We start from the raw sequence: 16,629 nt of genomic DNA on the forward strand, positions 1-16,629 counted from the left end.
GGTCCAACCGAGGGATTCTGGGGAATCATTAAATCCGAAATGTACTATCTGCAAACGTTCAAGGACGAGAAATCCCTTCGCTCGGCCATTGAGAAATACATCCATTTCTACAACTACGAGCGTTTCCAGGAGCGCTTTGAAACCCGCACTCCGATGGAAGTCCGCACGGAGGCATTAAACTCCGATACTCCTGCACTGTATCCCATTCCTGAAAATAAGCGTATTCAAAAATACAAAGAAAAGTTCGCTGCATAAACAAGCTCACCGTTCCCGAAAAAGGAAACGGCGAGCATAACCGCACTATATTTTATTTATTTCTCCGGTCTACCTTGACAGGGGCGGATCACAATCCAACCCAAATGGACGGATGGTTCCGGTCGTTCTGCTTCCGGGCGCTGTCACGCGGGTCGGCGTTCCCCAGCGGGAATCCCAACCGATCGCGCGGCTCTTCCCGCCCCAGAAATAATGCACTTTGCCGATCAGGGAATAGGCTTTTTCCACCACTGCCCGACGCACAGGGGAAATATCCTCCGGCATCGCTGTGATCATGTCACGAATCTGTTCTTCCGTTAGTTCCATTTCTCCACCGTAAGTGCCCACCAGTTCAGCCAGCATCTGTGCGTACTCCGGCTTCAGAATCTCGACCAGCGCTTCCCGCTGGCTATGATTGAACTGGTAAATGTCCGGCATTTCCTCGGCGCGCCTGCTGGTGATGGTAATATGCAGAATTTTCTCGGTGCTGTCCTCATGCTTAATGGTCTGCACATGGTAACGGATTTCATTCATATCCCAGAATACCTGACGGATCAGTGCAATGCGTTCCTCATCAATGGTCACGACGTCGGTGGCATCTGCGTCCGCGCCTGCCGTCTTGACGGCAAACACCGCAATCACATCGGTCCAGTTCGTGATGGTCAGGCTGCCGCCGCCGTCTGGTTCCCGGTGGATCACGACGCTGTCAGCAGGATGCTCTGCCTGTATCTGGCTAATTTTTGCGGAGAATTCGCCATTGATCTGCACAACCGCCTGTGGAACCGATTGTGCATCGCTGTCATTGCCAGACTAAAACACGCCAAAGGGGGTTCCAATGACTGCTGCCGCGCCGCCAATGACCAGAACCAACGCGATCAGCGCACCCGCACCACCTAACAGCCCAACCGCTGCCCGCACGATGGCTTTTCCGGCACGAAGCGCAGCCTGTTTGACCTGCTCTGTCCTTCGGGCAGTGTTTTTGGCAGTGCGTACCCGCTTTTGTATGCTCTCCTGCATAGCGCGTTCCTGTGCGCGCCGCTGTGCCTGCCGGTTCAGTAAGCGCGCTGGATTATTCGGATTGGACTGCACTGGTCTGGCAGCTGTGCTCTGACTCCGAAAATGCCGGTCTCGGCGCTCATTTTTCCGTTCCGGCTCTGTAGCCGGAAAAGTTCCCGATAATGCAGAGCGCCGCGCCGGTTCGGCCTGTTTGGACAGTGCGTTCTGCTTCGGCGTGCCAGATCGCCCCGCCGATCGAGGCGTACCGGATGGGGCAATGTCCAACGCATCCGTTGTCGTGTGCACTTCATGATGTATCTCTGCGGATACAGCCGCTTCCCTTTGAGATTGATCCTGTTTTCTCTCCTGCGCCTGCTGAAAATGCTTTTTATATTTCATCCGCCGAAACTGTTGTTTGGCGCGTACCATCGGCCGAGATTCCGGCTGTATTGGACTGTCATCGAAATGCGCATCCTCTTTGTGCGTATGCGGTGAATTGCGCCGGTCAAATCGTTCCTTTGCCGCCTGCTTTCCAACCCGAAAAGCGGTGCGGCTGCTCAGCCGCGCCGCTCTCTCGGCAGAGGTTTCAAATTTTTGCACGGTTTCCTGTACCGGCGTATCGCGCAGCTCCACATCCTTATCTAGCTCCCGTTTCATCATTTTGCGGCGTAATGCCTGCTGCTGGAGCGTTTTCACCGCTTGTTTGGGAAGTGTATAGACATGTTTTCGTTCCCGCGCTTTGGGGCGTGTCCGAATTTCTCTCATATGTGATAGCCCTGCACACCATTTCGTTTGTGATAGCGCTGCTTGGTTCGTTCCATGTCCCAGCTGGCGTGTTCTACACTGCTGCAATTCAGGCAGCTCTCAAACAACCGCTGTTCGGTCTTGTCCGGATTGACCACATAGCTGATGGTTCCATCCAGCGAAGTCTTTTCTTCATTGGCGGCATATTGTACCGTCTTCTGAAATGTACTGTGGATGGCAAACACCTTTGTGATTGCCATATTAAAACTCCTTGAGCTTTTCCCAAATCTGTGCCTGCATATCTGCGATGAGCTGTAAGGTCTCTTCCCGAATCGGCTCACCGCTGTTCATGCGCCGTGTGATCTGGTTGATGTTGTTCGCAATGCCTGAAGTCTGTCGCAGCAGTTCTGCCCATTCCTCTTTGGGACGTGGCTTCATCTGCACACCCAGAATCACATTTCGGACAAACGGCTCGATCTTCAACCCAGCCAGCTCCGCCTGTTCCAGCAGATGATCTCGTTCGGCATCCGTCAGCCGGACGGTGATTTTTCGTTCTCTTAGTTTCAAGTGATATTCCTCCAATCGGGGTCTTAGGGAACTCCCTAACAAGCGGCGCGGTTCGGTCACGAACGGCGTTTATTCCGCAAAATGCCGTCATTTTGCTATGCTTGCCAGAAAATTCGGTGCGGACACAGCCGCTCCGAATACCATGCCGCCTGCGGCTCATCGTTCCGGCTCATCCCTTACCCTTGGTCGGGGAGCAATGCCTTTCTGACGCATCAGCCATTCGTTGTAGTCCTTGCCCTGATTGGGAAATTCCACGGTTACGGGACGATCCCTGACAGCTTGTGAAATGGCGCTGGCAGCACCGCGCCCAATCGCATCATTGTCCAGCCGCAGTACGATTTCCTGCACCTCCGGATGCCGGTTCAGATAGCCTTGCAGCGCCATTGGAATTTCCGGCGCCTTATACGGACTGGACTGATACACGCCGCCGAGAGAAAGAATGCTTTCCTGCCGCCAGTCGCTGCCCTGCATCTTCACCTGTGTCAGATAGGAGAGGGCGTCAATCGCACACTCGAATACATTCAGCTTGTCGCCACCCTGTCCGGTGATGGAAAAACAGAACTGCTTATTGCTGCCTGCAACATCCCGCTTAAAGCTGCTGTGTGAGAGGGAGCTGCGCAGCGTGGCATAGCGTGGTTTCTTTCCCTCGTAGCCGACAAACACCGCGTTGTGATGTTCGGCAGACTCATATAGAAGCCCATGCTGAAAACAGTAATCCAGCACAGCGATATCAATGCCACGCGACAGCAGATAGGCCGTCACACGGCGATTGTTCAAATATCGCTCCGGCAGCAGGAATTCCGTTTGGGTGTCCTTTTCTTTTCGCTGCGCCTGTGTCTGCTTTGGTTGGGAATCTAAAAAGCCGCACTGCTCATTGATGAGCTGTACGGCATCCGGAAATTTCATTTGTTCAACTTTGATCAGATAGTCCAGCGCATTGACGCCGCCCATCTTACCATGAGACCACCAGCACCACTTCCCGTTGGACAGCTTCAGGCTGTCATGGCTGCGGAGCTTGTAGGTTCCGTGACCGGTGGGGATCAGCTCGTCCGGTCGATAGCGCTGTAAGAAAGTCAGCAGGTCAGGTTGTCGGGCGCGTTCAATCTGCGCTCTGGTTGCATAAGACATCGTATCAACTCCTTTGAGATAGAAAAAGCGCAGACATTTCTGCCTGCGCTTTGAAAAAGAAACTCTATTTTATTGAAGCAGCCACTGATAATCCTGTCGTCCGTCTACCACATACTCAATATAGACCCGCTCACCCTTGATTTGATAGATTAACAGATACCGTTTCGCAAATATCATTTTACGGTATTTCTCTGTTGTAAAAATCTCTGATCTCAGGATTGGGTTGCGATACGGAAACTTTTTCAGGGAATCCGCAGCTGTGCGAAATTCACTAACCAGCTTATTTGCCAGTCCGTCCTCTAATCGTGCCACAAATACCGCTTGCTCTACCAGCTGTTTTGCCGCTCGCTTGGAAATAATGACCTGATAGGTGCTTTCAAGCTCCGGCATGGCACACCTCCCGTATGGCTTGTTCCATCATAGAAGTAACTTCATCGACGGAATAGTCTGGTGCGCCATGTATCCGATCTTCTTCAATGACCAGCAGTTCTTCCCTCAGCTTGAGCATCTTCTCACGCTTTGAAAACGAATCAATATCCATTACCACAAGATCACCCTCGCCGTTTTTAGTCAGATATACCGGCTCCCCAGTCGATTTGCAAAGTTCGGCAATTTCATTATAATTCTGACGAATACTGGCGCTTGGTTTGATGTTCATAATCCGCACCCCCTGTATAGCTGTATTATAATTATATTATACCCGAATTTGACTATATTGCAACAGCCTTTCATATCCAATTACCGACTCTTTTCTTTTTGCATTCGCATCCTCGCAGCATAATCCTTGACGCAAAACCGTTCCATATAGGCATTTTCACTTGGCATCCGGCTACTCAGGTCTATACCCTCTAAACGCCTGTCCTGTAAATCAAGCACCTGTTCGACCGGGATAAACCGCAGCTTTGCCGCCGTTTTCAGATTGCCGTCAAAAACGCCTGTCGGCGTGTGAAAACAGCGGTCCCCACATACCCAGAGGATTTTTGTTCCTTTGGGAAGCTCCCCAAAGGGCTGCTTGAGCACCACAATGGACAGCGGTTCCACGCTTGCTGTTCGATAGTAACCACTGCGCGCCGCTTGATCGTATGCACGGATCAGCTTTGAAAAACACCATTGCGGCTGCACCACCAGCCAGCTCTCCTGATATCCCATCTTGTCATCATCTCTCCATCTGACTGCGCTTTGGTGCAGGCTTTTGCCTGCCGCGCTCCTGCTCAATCAAAAGTTCAAACGCATAGTTCACCAGACAGGGATGCGTGTTGGTTTGAAATTCTGCAAAGGGATCTCGCTTCGTGGTGATATGGTAATCGAGCTTACCAGCTTCCCGCTTTGAGGTGGCAGAATACCGCGCATCCCAATCCGCACGCTGCACCGTATACCCCAGCAGATATTTGCAGCGGTCATGCCCAAACGCCTGTGTCCACTGTTCTACAAACTCCCGCATAACCCGTCTTTCATTCGCCTCGCTGATCCCGTCTTCAAACGCCTTCATGCAAGCGCTGTCCCGTTTTCGACTGGCGCGGAGCAGATGCAATTCTCCGCGCTCCTGCGCCTCTGGATACAGTCCTGCATAACGCGGTGTCTGCGGATCGGAATATAACATTTCAGCCCGATGCTGCAACCGGTCATCCACATAATTCTGCACAGAGGCGCGCAGCTCCTCCATATACTGATCCTCTGTGGAGATCCATTCTTCATACAGCACCTGTAAAGGATGCTCCAGACTGGTCAACACCTCCAGTTCATACGGCGTAAATTCTGCATCCTCTAAAATCATCACGATATCCTGCTTGCATACGACCTGATAGGCGCTGCTGATGATCTCCTGCGGTGGCTTGGTCTTCAAGTCCTCCAGATAGGTATTCAGCTCGTCCAGCGCGGTATCGTAAAGCTGTTGGGACAGCTTGCTCGTGTCGTTCATCGCTCCAATTCCTCCTTACGCTTTGTTTTTTCTTCCTGCTCCGGCACAGGCGCTCTGTTGTCCATATTAAGAAGTGCGTTCAGTTCTTCCAGTCTGGCAGTCTTGGTTTTAAGCTCCTCCTCACGAGGGAACGGTTTCTGCACCTCCACTCTGGCAGTTTTCAGCTGACCTTGCAGGTCAGACAGGTGTTCCCGGCAGGTCTGCTCCTTCACTGGCAGCATGTCCAGCGCATTGTCCATGCGTTGGATATTGCCGAACACGTCCGTCCCCAGCGTTACCGTGTGCCGCAGCTGACCGATCATCGCCAGCCGGTACTCTTGTGAAAAGCTGTCAAAGGATAGTTCCAGCGTTAGCCCACGATAGACGCCTATTTGCACCGGATCGGGTGTGAGCATATTCTGACACAGACTCAGCAGCGCCGCGCCTGCTTCCTTCTTTTCGGCATAGGTGACGCCCGCCAGCATCATCGGTGCAAAACCATCGGCATTGGGGTGGGTCTGTTCCTTAAGCAGGATGGCGGTATCATCGTCCATGTCACGCACGATTGCGGGTATCTCAGTTTTTCCCGCCAGCAGACTGGCATGATGACGGCGGTGTCCAGACACGATTTGAAAAGTGCCGTCATTTTGTGGACGTACCAGAATCGGAACCAACACGCCCCGTTCTCGAATACTCTCCACGGTCTCAAGCATTTTGTCATCGTCCAGCACCTTGAATGGATGGTTGGGGAAGGGAACCAGTTGATCCAGTAGCAGGCTTTGCACACGCTCCTGTGCATCTGCCTGTCGCTCTGCATCGGTCTTAAACAGGTCATCGTAGCTGGCGATCTGAATGTTTTTCGCGGCACTTTTCATGGCTCAGCACCTCCTTTGTAAATTGCTCATAAGCTTTCGCCACTGCGCTGCGGGGTTCGAAGCTGAATATGCTGGCACCCTCTGCGCTCATTTCCGCTGCCTTGATGCCGCGTGGGATTTCGGTATCATACACGCGGATCGCTTTGCCATAGGCATCCCGCACCAGCTGGCTGATTTCCTTGGAGAAGTTCGTGCGGCTCTCTACCATCGTAATCAGGATGCCGCTGATCTTCAGATTGGCGTTCAGCTGGCGCTGCACCTTGCTTACCGTGCGGAGCAGCTGTTCCAAGCCTTTCACGGGCAGGTAATGCGACTGCACCGGAATAATGACCCGATCTGCCGCAGTCAGGGCATTGAGCGTTAACATCCCGAGTGACGGGCTGCAATCCACAAGGATATAGTCATACTGCCGCTTGACCTCATTCAAATAGGTTCTAAGTACGGTTTCGCGGCTCATGGTATTCACCAGAGAGACCTCCAGACCGGACAGCTCGATATTCGCCGGCAAGAGGTCCATTCCTTCTTTGTGGTGCAGGATACCGTCCTGCGGCTCAATCGGCTGGTCTGAGATGATGCGTTCCAGTACGGTGGCCAGCGTTGGGGAAAGCTCATCTGGCTGCTGCCATCCCAGCATTTCAGTCAAATTCGCCTGACTGTCTGCGTCGATGAGCAGTACCCGCTTTCCCTGCCGCACCAGTCCTGCACCCAGATTGACCGCCGTCGTACTTTTCCCAACACCGCCCTTCTGGTTTACGATTGCTATGGTCTGCATGAGGTATTCTTCCTTCCTTTCTTTCTGATTTTGCGCATAAAAAAAGCGGAGCATTTCAAACAAATGAAATACTCCGCAATCACTGCTTATAAACTTGTCGTATATTTAACTATTACGTTTCACCGAAGCGAAATGCTGCCGTCAGCGCATTTTCTGCGGCACTGGACATCTTTTCTGTGATATGGGTATAGTATCGCAGCGTAAATTCCAGCTTGGAATGTCCCAACATTTCCTGCACATAACGAGGGTTCAGTCCATTCTCTGCCAGCACTGTGGCATAGGTATGTCTGAGGTTGTGAAATTTGAAGTGGATACCCAAATCTTTTTTGATGATACGGGCGAGGAACTTGGCTCCATTGGTGGTCAACATTTCTCCGTTTGCTTTTACATTGATGAAGTCAGGAACTTCAATCAATTTTTCTTTCCTTGGATCACGCCGGTCAGTCACAAAATTGCGTTTGTATCCTGCGCCACACAGCTTTCGCTCCGCTTCTTGCTGCATTTTCATATCCGCAAGGTATTGCGCAAATTCCGCTGTAATATTCACAGAGCGATAAGAATTGACTGTTTTCAGCGGTGCAAAGCACCATTTCTTATCTTGATACAAAAGCTGCTTACAGACTTTGATTTTCTTTTTCTCAAAATCTATGTCTGCCCACGTAAGCGCAAAGCACTCGCTCTCCCGTAACCCCGCCTGCAAACCGATTTGGAATGCGATTTTGGAACGCGTGCTCTCGATGCGTTGCACCATTTTCTCTAGTTCTTCTTTGGTATAGGTAACGATATCTCCAACATGTCGAGGATCAGGCGGAGGGGGGACAATATCCATGACATTCTTCTTTGTATATTTGTGCTCATGGGCATAACGCAGGACTACGTTGAAAAATTTGTAGAACCCTTTCACATATTCCTCACTGTACTTTTGACGTTTCAGGTTGAGAAAATCAATAATCATCGTGTCTGAAATTTTGTAGACATATAATGGACCAAACGGCTCTTTAATATGGTTTCGATAAAGTGAATCATACTTTTTGAGCGTTGCATACGCTCGAGTTGCTTTGCCCTCTCGTTCGATGAACTCCTCATAGACGGTATGGAAAGAAATTTTTTTGTTCTCCACATAATCACCAGTATTGTTCAGATGATAGAGCGCGTCCTGCATTGCTTTTACAGCTTCGCGTTCTGTCTTAAATCCGCCTTTCTCGACCTGCTTGCGTTTGCCATCTACAAAGCCCAAATCAATGCGATAGGACCACGCGTTGTTGTACCGTTTTCGCACGCTGCCTTTCATGCCATGCCTTCTCCTTTGAATTGAATTTCTAAGTAGAGTATAGCAGTCGAAAGGGATGACAGCAAAAAACAGCCCACATATTTTCGCCTGATAAAGAGGGCGCAAACCCGCATGACATCTAGCTTTTCAGGTGTTTTGTGGGCTGTGGGCAGAAATTTTGCCTGTATAATCGAAACCGCCCACAAACTGCCCACAGATTTTGCCGAGCCAGCATATAGACGAAAAAATGCGGTTCACACTTTCATGTGAACCGCATTTCTGTTACTGCGTATCTTTTGTTCTGATTTCCGCTTGTGATAATGGTTTTTCACCATTATCACAGTGTATCTCAGCACGGATATATAGGCTTTTCGATTAAGCGAAGTAGCGCTTCAGCAGGCCTTCGAAAGCCTTGCCGTGACGGGCCTCGTCGCGGGCCATCTCATGCACGGTGTCGTGGATGGCATCGAGATTGTGCTGCTTCGCGAGCTTCGCCAGCTCGAACTTGCCGGCGGTAGCGCCGTTCTCAGCGTCTACGCGCATCTCCAGGTTCTTCTTGGTGGAGTCGGTAACGACTTCGCCCAGCAGCTCTGCAAACTTGGAAGCATGCTCAGCCTCTTCGAACGCAGCCTTCTCCCAGTACAGGCCGATTTCCGGATAACCCTCGCGGTGTGCAACGCGCGCCATCGCCAGATACATACCAACCTCGGTGCACTCGCCCTCAAAGTTCATGCGCAGGCCATCGATGATCTCCTGCGGCGCGCCCTGTGCAACGCCTACTACATGCTCAGCAGCCCAAGTTCTCTCGCCTACCTGCTCCTTAAACTTCTCAGCCGGAGCGTGGCAGATCGGGCACTCAGCCGGAGCTGCGTCGCCTTCATGTACATAACCGCATACGGTGCAAACAAACTTCTTCATGATTTTTTCCTCCTAATTGATCCTTTTTTATTTTTGTGACGGAAGGAAGCGATCCATCGTAATGGAACAAAGCTCATCCCGCAGCGACCGGTTGATCTCTGCAAAGACGCGATGGAAATCACATTCCTTTCGGTTGCCAACGCGAGTGCACTGGAATTCATTGGCCAGACAATGGTTGATTGCGATCGGCCCGTCGATACACTCAATAATTTCGCCCAAAGTAATTTCGGAAGGGGCGCGGTTCAGCTCATATCCTCCGGCAACGCCCTTGTAGGACTTGGTGATACCGGACTGGGTCAGCTTACGCAAAATTTTCAGCGCAAATCGGAGCGTTACACCGGCCGATTCGGAGATATCCTTTGCACATTGTTTGCCGCCGGCCAGAGCCAGACAATACGTCACACGAATTGCATAATCCGCTTCATGTGTGATTCTCAACTCGTTCCTCCCTTTCTCTAATTGGAACATCTTCAGTATACTATTGTTCCGCAGGATTGTCAACAGGTTTTTATAAAAATAAATAATATTTTTTATTTAGTATTTATTATCAATAGTGTCGGGCATTTTCTGACTGCTCCCCTATTATCTATACTTGACAAAGTCAGTATATCATACCGCCGCAGCCTTGTCCATGACCCATTTTGGATTCTTCCTATCCCGCTTCCCGTGTGCAGCATTGCAACATCACCGCTGACCTCTTGCGCCCACAGCAGCCGCTGCGCTATACTTTTTCTGAAAACGATGTCCTTCCAACCGAACCAAATCCTCCGCGTCTGCATCTAATCATTGAAAGCACAAAACGGCGGCCGCCAAACGCTTTCGGAAAGGAACAGCGTCCATGATGGATCAAGCAACTTTTACCGCAGCAGTGCTCGATGCAGAGCCCACGCTCTACCGCATCGCCAAAACCATGCTGCACCACGAGCAGGACTGTGCGGACGCCGCGCAGCAGGCCATCCTGCGCGCGTGGGAACAGCTCCCGTCGCTTCGGCAGGCGCAGTATTTCAGAACATGGCTGATCCGTATTCTGATCAACGAATGCCACGCGATCCTGCGCAGGCGGCAGCGCCTCGCCCCCTACGAACCGGCGCAGGCCGAAGCCATACCTGCCCCGGCGGACGAGGATCATAGCGACCTGTACAGCGCCCTTGCCGCACTGGATGAAAAATACCGTTTGCCGGTCGTTCTGTATTATTGGGAGGGCTTCAAAACCCGCGAGATCGCCGCGCTGCTGCGCATCCCCGAGGGGACTGTCAAAAGCCGGCTGAACGCCGCCCGCAGCCAACTTCGCACCGCACTGGAAGGAGCGTGCTTTGCATGAGAAACGATCACCACTTTCCCCCGATGACCGAGGACTTTGACCGCCGCGTGCGCCAAACGCTGGAGCACCTGCCCGCACAGCCGCGCAAGGCACAGCGTGCCCCGCTGCGGCGCATCCTGTCGGTCGGGATCGCCGCCGCACTGTGCATCGGCGGCACGGCATTTGCCGCAAGCGACCTGCCCGTGGCCATCGGCCGGACATTCACCCTTCTGCTGCACGGCGAAGACGCGCAGCTTTTGCAGGACTACACTATCACCCCCGAACCGGGTACGATGACCGATGAAAACGACAAATACCGGATGACGGTCGAGTCCGTGCTGTTTGACGAAAGCGCGGGCGCGGGCATCATCAGCCTGCATCTGCAAAACAAGACCGGCGACGGCGTGATACCGTTTGACGCCAGTGAAGTACTGGCAACGTACAAAAAACCGGACATTGTCTGGGGCAATCTCTCGGAATGTGTCAGTGTCAAGGACGGGCAATATAACTTCAGCGTGATCTACGGCGATGACCTCGGCTTTGCCGGCGGCCGGTTCTATCTGGATCAAAGCCGCTCGACCGAAAATGACTATTATATAGTAGGTACGCTCATCCCAGGCAGCGATTACACGCCGGGCATGCCGCTTCGCCTTGTTGCACAGGAGCAAGGCAAATGGCAGCTCTGGGGCGACGGCAGCTCGGAAACCGCTTTGATTGTGCTGGATGTGGCTCTGCCAGAATTTGAGCAGATGCCCTATTATCAAACATCTGACGGCGCGGTCACACTCTCGCAGATCGGGCTGCGCGTTACAACACCGCTGTCAGATGAAGTGTTGGTCGACCGCATCCGGCACATTGCCGTCAAAATGAAGGACGGCACCGAACAGGTCGTGCTGGATAAGGAGAGCAATACCGACCAAACGCTGTACTCCATGGGCTTTGGCCGGGACGCGGGATATGACAGCGATACCTCGGTTTACGTCCTTGCCCGCACCTTTGACCTGACACAAGTGCAGGCCGTCGTGCTGGACGGCACGGAATATCCGCTCAGTTAACCGTTTTCCCCCGCAAACAGCAAAAAGGCCGGAAACAATTCCGGTCTTTTTGTCTGTCATCGCAGTTTTAAGCAGCTTTAATACGTAAATATCTGCGCCCAGTAAGGCGTGCCGTTTACCCACACATAGCCCGTGCCGACCGCCGTATACCGCGGATGCAGGATGTTGGCCCGATGGCTGGGCGAACGCATCCACGCGCTGACCACCTGCTGCGGGGTGGACTGCCCGTAGGCAATGTTTTCGCCCGCGCCGCGGTATGAAATAGCACGCTCTGCCAGCACCGTGGCAAAGGATGCGCCGTTCGGCCGGGTATGGGAAAACCGCTGCGCCGACTCACGCGCACGCACCTGCGCGGCGCCGTTCAAGTCCTGCCGCACCGTCAGCCGGGGCAGACCGCGCACCGCGCGTTCCCGGTTGATGCGTTCTGCGGTCTGTGCGGCGAAATCCTGCCGTGCCGCATCTGCCTGCTGCACATAAACTGCGTCCGGCGGCTGCACGGCCGCAGCCTGTACCGCACCGGCGGGATGTACCGTCAGGCCGAGCGCAAGCAGCACCGGCAATAGTTTCTTGATCTGCATACTTTTCTGCCTCCCTGGTTTTTACCGAGCAAAACGGTATGTTTTGCTCGTATCACCAGTATAACGGCCTTTGTAACCGTTTTGCAATGGGAATCCATCCCTTGCCTGCCGAAAAGCAGCATATACCGCCGCAAAGCACCAGTTTTCGGATGAAATACCGGATTTTATCCCCGCTTTACAATCTCATACTGCGTATTCAGCACCAGCCAGAGCTGAGGGAAATACCGCATGATATTCCATACGCTGATACCGTGCAGACGGTACTCCCCCGCCAGCATCAGCTTGGCGCGGATGGAACGCGCATCCTCAAACCAGACCGCGTGCTCCGCATGGTCGCGCCAGTAATGGTAATACGGTGACTGCGCCGTGTCGTCAAAACCGATGGGCGCCCCCACCTGCACTGCCTGTTCGACCGCCTGCACGTTGCCGAGACTACGTGCCCGGGACTGCCCCTTGATATAGGGCAGTGTCCAGTCATACCCGTAATTGGGAATGCCGAGCAGCAGCTTTTCCGGCGGGATGACCGATGCTGCAAACCGTACCACCTGTGCCACCTTGTCGATCGGTGCGACCGCCATCGGTTCGGACAGTGCATATCCCCATTCATACGTCATCAAAAGGGCCAGGTCTGCGGCTGCGCCGAGAGCGCGGTAATCGTGCGCCTCATACAGCAGCCCCTGCTGTGCCGCTGAGGTTTTGGGTGCCAGCGCAACCAGCACGGTCAACCCCTCCGGTTCCAACCGGGCGCGCACCTCGCGGATGAACGAAGCGTAAGCCGCCGCATCCTCGGGCGGGATATACTCAAAATCCACATCCACCCCCGCAAAGCCCTGTGCCGAAAGCGTTTGCTGCAAACTGTCCAGCAGCCCGCGGCGGGCGGCGGGATCATGCAGCAGACGGTGCGCCCGCTCGCTTGAAAACGCGCCATCCTCCCCCAGTGTCGTCAGCACAAGCAACGGCTGCGCCCCATACTGCCGCGCCAAACGTGTTAGCTGCCCGGCCTGCTGCGGCAGAATGCGTCCTGTTTCATCAAACCCATAGGAAAACACCGATAAGTATGTCAGATAAGGCAGCGTGCGGCGCAGTACGCGCACATCGATCCCCGGATAAGCATAGCCGTTCACGGCAAACGTGCCCAGCTTGTTCCCATAGGACAGCACCAGCGGCTGCCCCGGCCGGATCTGTTCCTGCCCGCCGAGCTGCGGATTATTTTGCAGCAGCTGCAAAACCGTCATCCCTTCCCGCGCGGCGATGGCCGTCAGGGTATCCCCGCGGCGCACCGTATAGGTGCGGACGGGCTGCGGGATCACGATCGTCTGCCCCGGCGTTAACCGAAACGGCTCGTGCAGATCGTTTTGCGCAATCAGGAATGGCAGCGAAGTTCCGTGCATCTGTGCGATGCGGTACAGGGAATCCCCCGGCTGAACGACATGAATCTCCATGCAAAAACCACCTTTCCCTGCAATCTATGCCGGACGGTGCGGTTTTGTCAACAGCGGCGCAGGATATTCTGCCCGCATACAACGATCCCCCGTCCGGCACAAGCCGAACGGGGGCAACAGAGAGGAAGATTATTTTTTTGTCTGCGGAGGCGCTTTGTGATGACAGCCGCAGCCACTGCAGCCCGCGCAGCCGCCGCTGCAGCCGCCCGACTTGGAACGGCGTACCATTGAACGAACCGCCAATCCCAAAACCACCGCCAGCAGCGATGCAACAATCCAAGTAGCCATAGAGCTTCCGCCTCCTTTCTCAATCATCTGTCAGGAATTTGCCTGTACGCTCATGCGGTGCGCTTCCACACCGTTCCGGGAAACCGACGGCTTGCGCAGCAGCAGGTACAGCATCAAAGCCAGCACCGCGAGCGCGGCCACCGTACCAAGGCCGAACGACAGCTCTCCTGTGACCAGCCCGCCGAACTGGTTGACCATCAGCGCAATGCCGTAAGCGAACACACACATATAACCAATGGCAAAAACCGTCCACTTTGCGTTGTTCATCTCGCGCTTGATCGCTCCCATCGCTGCAAAGCAGGGCGCGCACAGCAGATTAAAGCACATGAACGAGAACGCCGTGACCTGTGTGAAAGAAGAGGCCAGCAGGCTCCAAATTTCCGCGCCATCCTCTGCCACCTCGGCAAAGCCCAATGTCTGTCCAAAGGTTGCCACCACATTTTCCTTCGCGATCAGCCCGGTAACGGTCGCCACAGCGTTTTCCCACGTGCCCCAACCGAGCGGAGCGAACAGGGGAGCAACCGCATTGCCGATTGCTGCCAGCACACTGTTGTTGATCTCGCTGACGGCACCGAATGCACCGTTTTCCCAGCCGTAGCTGAGCAGGAACCACAGCACCACACTGGACAGCAGGATAACCGTACCCGCCTTTTTGATAAAGGACGAGCCACGCTCCCACATGGAGCGGAGCACATTGCCCGCCGTCGGCACATGGTACGCCGGCAGCTCCATCACGAACGGCGCCGGTTCTCCTGCAAACGCGCGGAACTTTTTCAGCATGATACCGGACAGCACGATTGCCAGCACGCCGATCACATAGGCCGAAAACGCTACCCAGCCCGCGTTGTCAAACAGCGCGCCTGCAAACAGGGCGATGATCGGCAGCTTGGCACTGCACGGAATAAAGGTCGTGGTCACGATCGTCATGCGCCGGTCGCGCTCCTGCTCGATCGTGCGTGAAGCCATAATGCCCGGCACACCGCAGCCTGTGCCGATCAGCATCGGGATAAACGACTTGCCTGACAGGCCGAACTTGCGGAACACGCGATCCATGATAAAGGCCACGCGCGCCATATAACCGCAGTCCTCCAAAATGGCGAGGAAGAAAAACAGAACCAGAATCTGCGGCACAAAGCCCAGCACCGCGCCGACACCAGCCACGATGCCATCCATGATCAGGCTGTACAGCCAGTCCGCAATGCCAAGTCCCGCCAGCGCATTGCCCAACAACACCGGAATGCCCGGCACCCAGATGCCGAAATCCGCCGGATCGGGTGCTTCGGCAGCCAGCGTCCGCTCGAACACCGACAGGCTGACCGGCTCGGTCACAACTGCGCCGGTCTTTTCGTCTTCAAACACAGCCGTACCGACCACTGCTGCTGCCGCAGGATCTGCCGCCAATACCGCACCGGCCTGCGCCGCGGCTGCCGCATCCGGCTCCTCCGCCGCAAGCTGTTCGGTCAGTGCAGAAACATCCAGCCCTGCCGTTTCCGCAGCCTCCAGCCATGCGTCACGGCGGGTCACATCATCCTCATAGGCGGCAGCGGCATCCTCATACGCCCCGGCGCCATAGCCCGCCAGATGCCAGCCTTCCCCGAACACACCGTCATTGGCCCAATCGGTCAGCACCGTGCCCACCGTGGTCACAGATACATAATACACCAAAAACATAACCAGTGCAAAGATCGGCAGCGCCAAAAAGCGGTTGGTCACAATATGGTCGATCCGGTCGGACAGTGTCATGCCGGTCTGCTTTTTCTGTACGCAGGGCTTTACCACCTGTGCAATGTACTGATACCGGGCGTCCGTAATAATGGATTCCGCATCATCATCCAAGGTTTCCTCCACCGCCGCAACGAGGGTTTCCAACTTTTCGCGCGCATCTGCGCCGAAGCGGAATCGGGCGAGCACCTTTTCATCGCGCTCAAACAGCTTCACCGCAAACCACCGGCGCTGCGCCGGCTCCGTCACATCCCGGATCATGCACTCGATCTGCGTCAGCGCGTTTTCGATGCACGCCTCAAACCGGTGCACCTGCGGTACGCTGCCGTCCTGTGCGGCCTGCTTCGCCGTTTCGACCAGTTCGCGCACGCCCTTGCCCTTGAGCGCCGTGGTTTCCACCACCGGCACGCCAAGCCGGGCGGAAAGCTGCGCGGTATCGATCACATCGCCGCGCTTGGCGACAATATCCATCATATTCAGCGCAACAACCACCGGCAGCCCCATTTCGAGCAGCTGCGTGGTCAAATACAGATTGCGTTCGATATTCGAAGCATCTACCAGATTGATCACCGCATCCGGCTGTTCATTCACCAGAAAATCCCGCGTGACGACCTCTTCCAGCGTATACGGCGAAAGCGAATAGATACCCGGCAGGTCAGTGATCAGAACGGTTTTATCCGCCCTGCACCGGCCCTCCTTTTTCTCCACAGTCACGCCCGGCCAGTTGCCGACATACTGCGCTGCACCGGTCAATTCATTAAACATGGTGGTCTTGCCGCAATTCGGATTGCCGGCAAGCGCCAAACGGATGGACATTGTATTTCC

At 54.3% G+C, this 16,629-nt stretch carries 21 protein-coding genes; 3 read left to right on the forward strand and 18 right to left on the reverse strand.

Annotated features, from left to right (window positions below; all coding sequences use genetic code 11):
- The coding region (locus T363_RS0109475; protein WP_031473927.1) for an IS3 family transposase at positions 1-255 on the forward strand (255 nt) is incomplete at its 5' end.
- Positions 256-324: 69 nt separating this feature from the next.
- Here T363_RS0109475 and T363_RS14590 read toward each other — a convergent pair.
- From T363_RS14590 to T363_RS0109540, 14 genes are all read right to left on the reverse strand, one after another.
- The gene (locus tag T363_RS14590) at positions 325-1,020 is read right to left on the reverse strand and encodes a hypothetical protein (RefSeq protein WP_051643204.1); all 696 of its coding nucleotides are present in this window, start codon (positions 1,018-1,020) and stop codon (positions 325-327) included.
- Between the two features lie 42 nt (positions 1,021-1,062).
- Positions 1,063-2,013, reverse strand: coding sequence for a hypothetical protein (locus T363_RS15175; RefSeq protein WP_051643205.1), 951 nt, complete (start codon positions 2,011-2,013; stop codon positions 1,063-1,065).
- Positions 2,010-2,252, reverse strand: a complete 243-nt coding sequence (locus T363_RS0109485; RefSeq protein WP_031475276.1) for a hypothetical protein — start codon at positions 2,250-2,252, stop codon at positions 2,010-2,012. The genes T363_RS15175 and T363_RS0109485 overlap by 4 nt, the downstream gene beginning before the upstream one ends.
- 1 nt (position 2,253) lies before the next feature.
- Complete coding sequence (locus tag T363_RS0109490) at positions 2,254-2,559, reverse strand: plasmid mobilization protein (protein ID WP_051643206.1); 306 nt, start codon at positions 2,557-2,559, stop codon at positions 2,254-2,256.
- 156 nt (positions 2,560-2,715) lie between these two features.
- A complete protein-coding gene (locus tag T363_RS0109495) occupies positions 2,716-3,687 on the reverse strand; it encodes a DUF3991 domain-containing protein (protein WP_031475280.1) in 972 nt (323 codons plus the stop codon).
- Positions 3,688-3,756: 69 nt separating this feature from the next.
- The gene (locus T363_RS0109500) at positions 3,757-4,077 is read right to left on the reverse strand and encodes a type II toxin-antitoxin system RelE/ParE family toxin (RefSeq protein ID WP_031475282.1); all 321 of its coding nucleotides are present in this window, start codon (positions 4,075-4,077) and stop codon (positions 3,757-3,759) included.
- On the reverse strand, positions 4,064-4,345 hold the full coding sequence (locus T363_RS0109505) for a type II toxin-antitoxin system Phd/YefM family antitoxin (protein ID WP_031475284.1): 282 nt from the start codon (positions 4,343-4,345) through the stop codon (positions 4,064-4,066). The genes T363_RS0109500 and T363_RS0109505 overlap by 14 nt, the downstream gene beginning before the upstream one ends.
- Positions 4,346-4,425: 80 nt before the next feature.
- Positions 4,426-4,836, reverse strand: coding sequence for a hypothetical protein (locus T363_RS0109510; RefSeq protein ID WP_031475286.1), 411 nt, complete (start codon positions 4,834-4,836; stop codon positions 4,426-4,428).
- 7 nt (positions 4,837-4,843) lie between these two features.
- Positions 4,844-5,605: a DUF3849 domain-containing protein gene (locus tag T363_RS0109515; RefSeq protein ID WP_031475288.1), complete on the reverse strand. Its 762-nt coding sequence runs from the start codon at positions 5,603-5,605 to the stop codon at positions 4,844-4,846.
- Positions 5,602-6,459, reverse strand: a complete 858-nt coding sequence (locus T363_RS16585; RefSeq protein ID WP_031475290.1) for a ParB/RepB/Spo0J family partition protein — start codon at positions 6,457-6,459, stop codon at positions 5,602-5,604. Before T363_RS16585 ends, T363_RS0109515 begins: the two co-directional genes overlap by 4 nt.
- Complete coding sequence (locus tag T363_RS0109525) at positions 6,416-7,231, reverse strand: ParA family protein (protein WP_031475292.1); 816 nt, start codon at positions 7,229-7,231, stop codon at positions 6,416-6,418. The genes T363_RS16585 and T363_RS0109525 overlap by 44 nt, the downstream gene beginning before the upstream one ends.
- A 112-nt stretch (positions 7,232-7,343) precedes the next feature.
- Positions 7,344-8,522 carry a tyrosine-type recombinase/integrase gene (locus T363_RS0109530; protein ID WP_031475294.1) on the reverse strand — a complete coding sequence of 393 codons (1,179 nt, stop codon included), beginning with the start codon at positions 8,520-8,522 and terminating at the stop codon, positions 7,344-7,346.
- Positions 8,523-8,876: 354 nt separating this feature from the next.
- Positions 8,877-9,419 (reverse strand): NADH peroxidase, encoded by a 543-nt coding sequence (locus tag T363_RS0109535; RefSeq protein WP_031475296.1) that lies wholly within the window; start codon positions 9,417-9,419, stop codon positions 8,877-8,879.
- A gap of 27 nt (positions 9,420-9,446) precedes the next feature.
- Positions 9,447-9,857: an RrF2 family transcriptional regulator gene (locus tag T363_RS0109540; RefSeq protein ID WP_031475298.1), complete on the reverse strand. Its 411-nt coding sequence runs from the start codon at positions 9,855-9,857 to the stop codon at positions 9,447-9,449.
- A 400-nt stretch (positions 9,858-10,257) separates the two neighbouring features.
- On the opposite strand from T363_RS0109540, the gene T363_RS0109545 reads away from it, so the two are divergent.
- Together T363_RS0109545 and T363_RS0109550 are read left to right on the forward strand one after the other, a co-directional pair.
- Positions 10,258-10,740: an RNA polymerase sigma factor gene (locus tag T363_RS0109545; protein ID WP_242840255.1), complete on the forward strand. Its 483-nt coding sequence runs from the start codon at positions 10,258-10,260 to the stop codon at positions 10,738-10,740.
- Positions 10,737-11,774 carry a hypothetical protein gene (locus T363_RS0109550; RefSeq protein WP_031475302.1) on the forward strand — a complete coding sequence of 346 codons (1,038 nt, stop codon included), beginning with the start codon at positions 10,737-10,739 and terminating at the stop codon, positions 11,772-11,774. The genes T363_RS0109545 and T363_RS0109550 overlap by 4 nt, the downstream gene beginning before the upstream one ends.
- A 77-nt stretch (positions 11,775-11,851) precedes the next feature.
- On the opposite strand, the gene T363_RS0109555 is transcribed toward T363_RS0109550, so the two are convergent.
- The 4 genes from T363_RS0109555 to feoB form a co-directional block, all read right to left on the reverse strand.
- On the reverse strand, positions 11,852-12,352 hold the full coding sequence (locus T363_RS0109555; protein WP_051643207.1) for a CAP domain-containing protein: 501 nt from the start codon (positions 12,350-12,352) through the stop codon (positions 11,852-11,854).
- Between the two features lie 164 nt (positions 12,353-12,516).
- A complete protein-coding gene (locus T363_RS0109560) occupies positions 12,517-13,794 on the reverse strand; it encodes a glycosyl hydrolase family 18 protein (RefSeq protein ID WP_031475306.1) in 1,278 nt (425 codons plus the stop codon).
- Positions 13,795-13,923: 129 nt separating this feature from the next.
- On the reverse strand, positions 13,924-14,082 hold the full coding sequence (locus tag T363_RS15625) for a FeoB-associated Cys-rich membrane protein (RefSeq protein ID WP_154658786.1): 159 nt from the start codon (positions 14,080-14,082) through the stop codon (positions 13,924-13,926).
- 30 nt (positions 14,083-14,112) lie between these two features.
- Positions 14,113-16,620, reverse strand: a complete 2,508-nt coding sequence (gene feoB, locus T363_RS0109570) for a ferrous iron transport protein B (RefSeq protein ID WP_031475308.1) — start codon at positions 16,618-16,620, stop codon at positions 14,113-14,115.
- Positions 16,621-16,629: the final 9 nt, after the last annotated feature.

The organism is Agathobaculum desmolans ATCC 43058, assembly GCF_000701665.1.
Taxonomy (GTDB): Bacteria; Bacillota; Clostridia; order Oscillospirales; family Butyricicoccaceae; genus Agathobaculum; species Agathobaculum desmolans.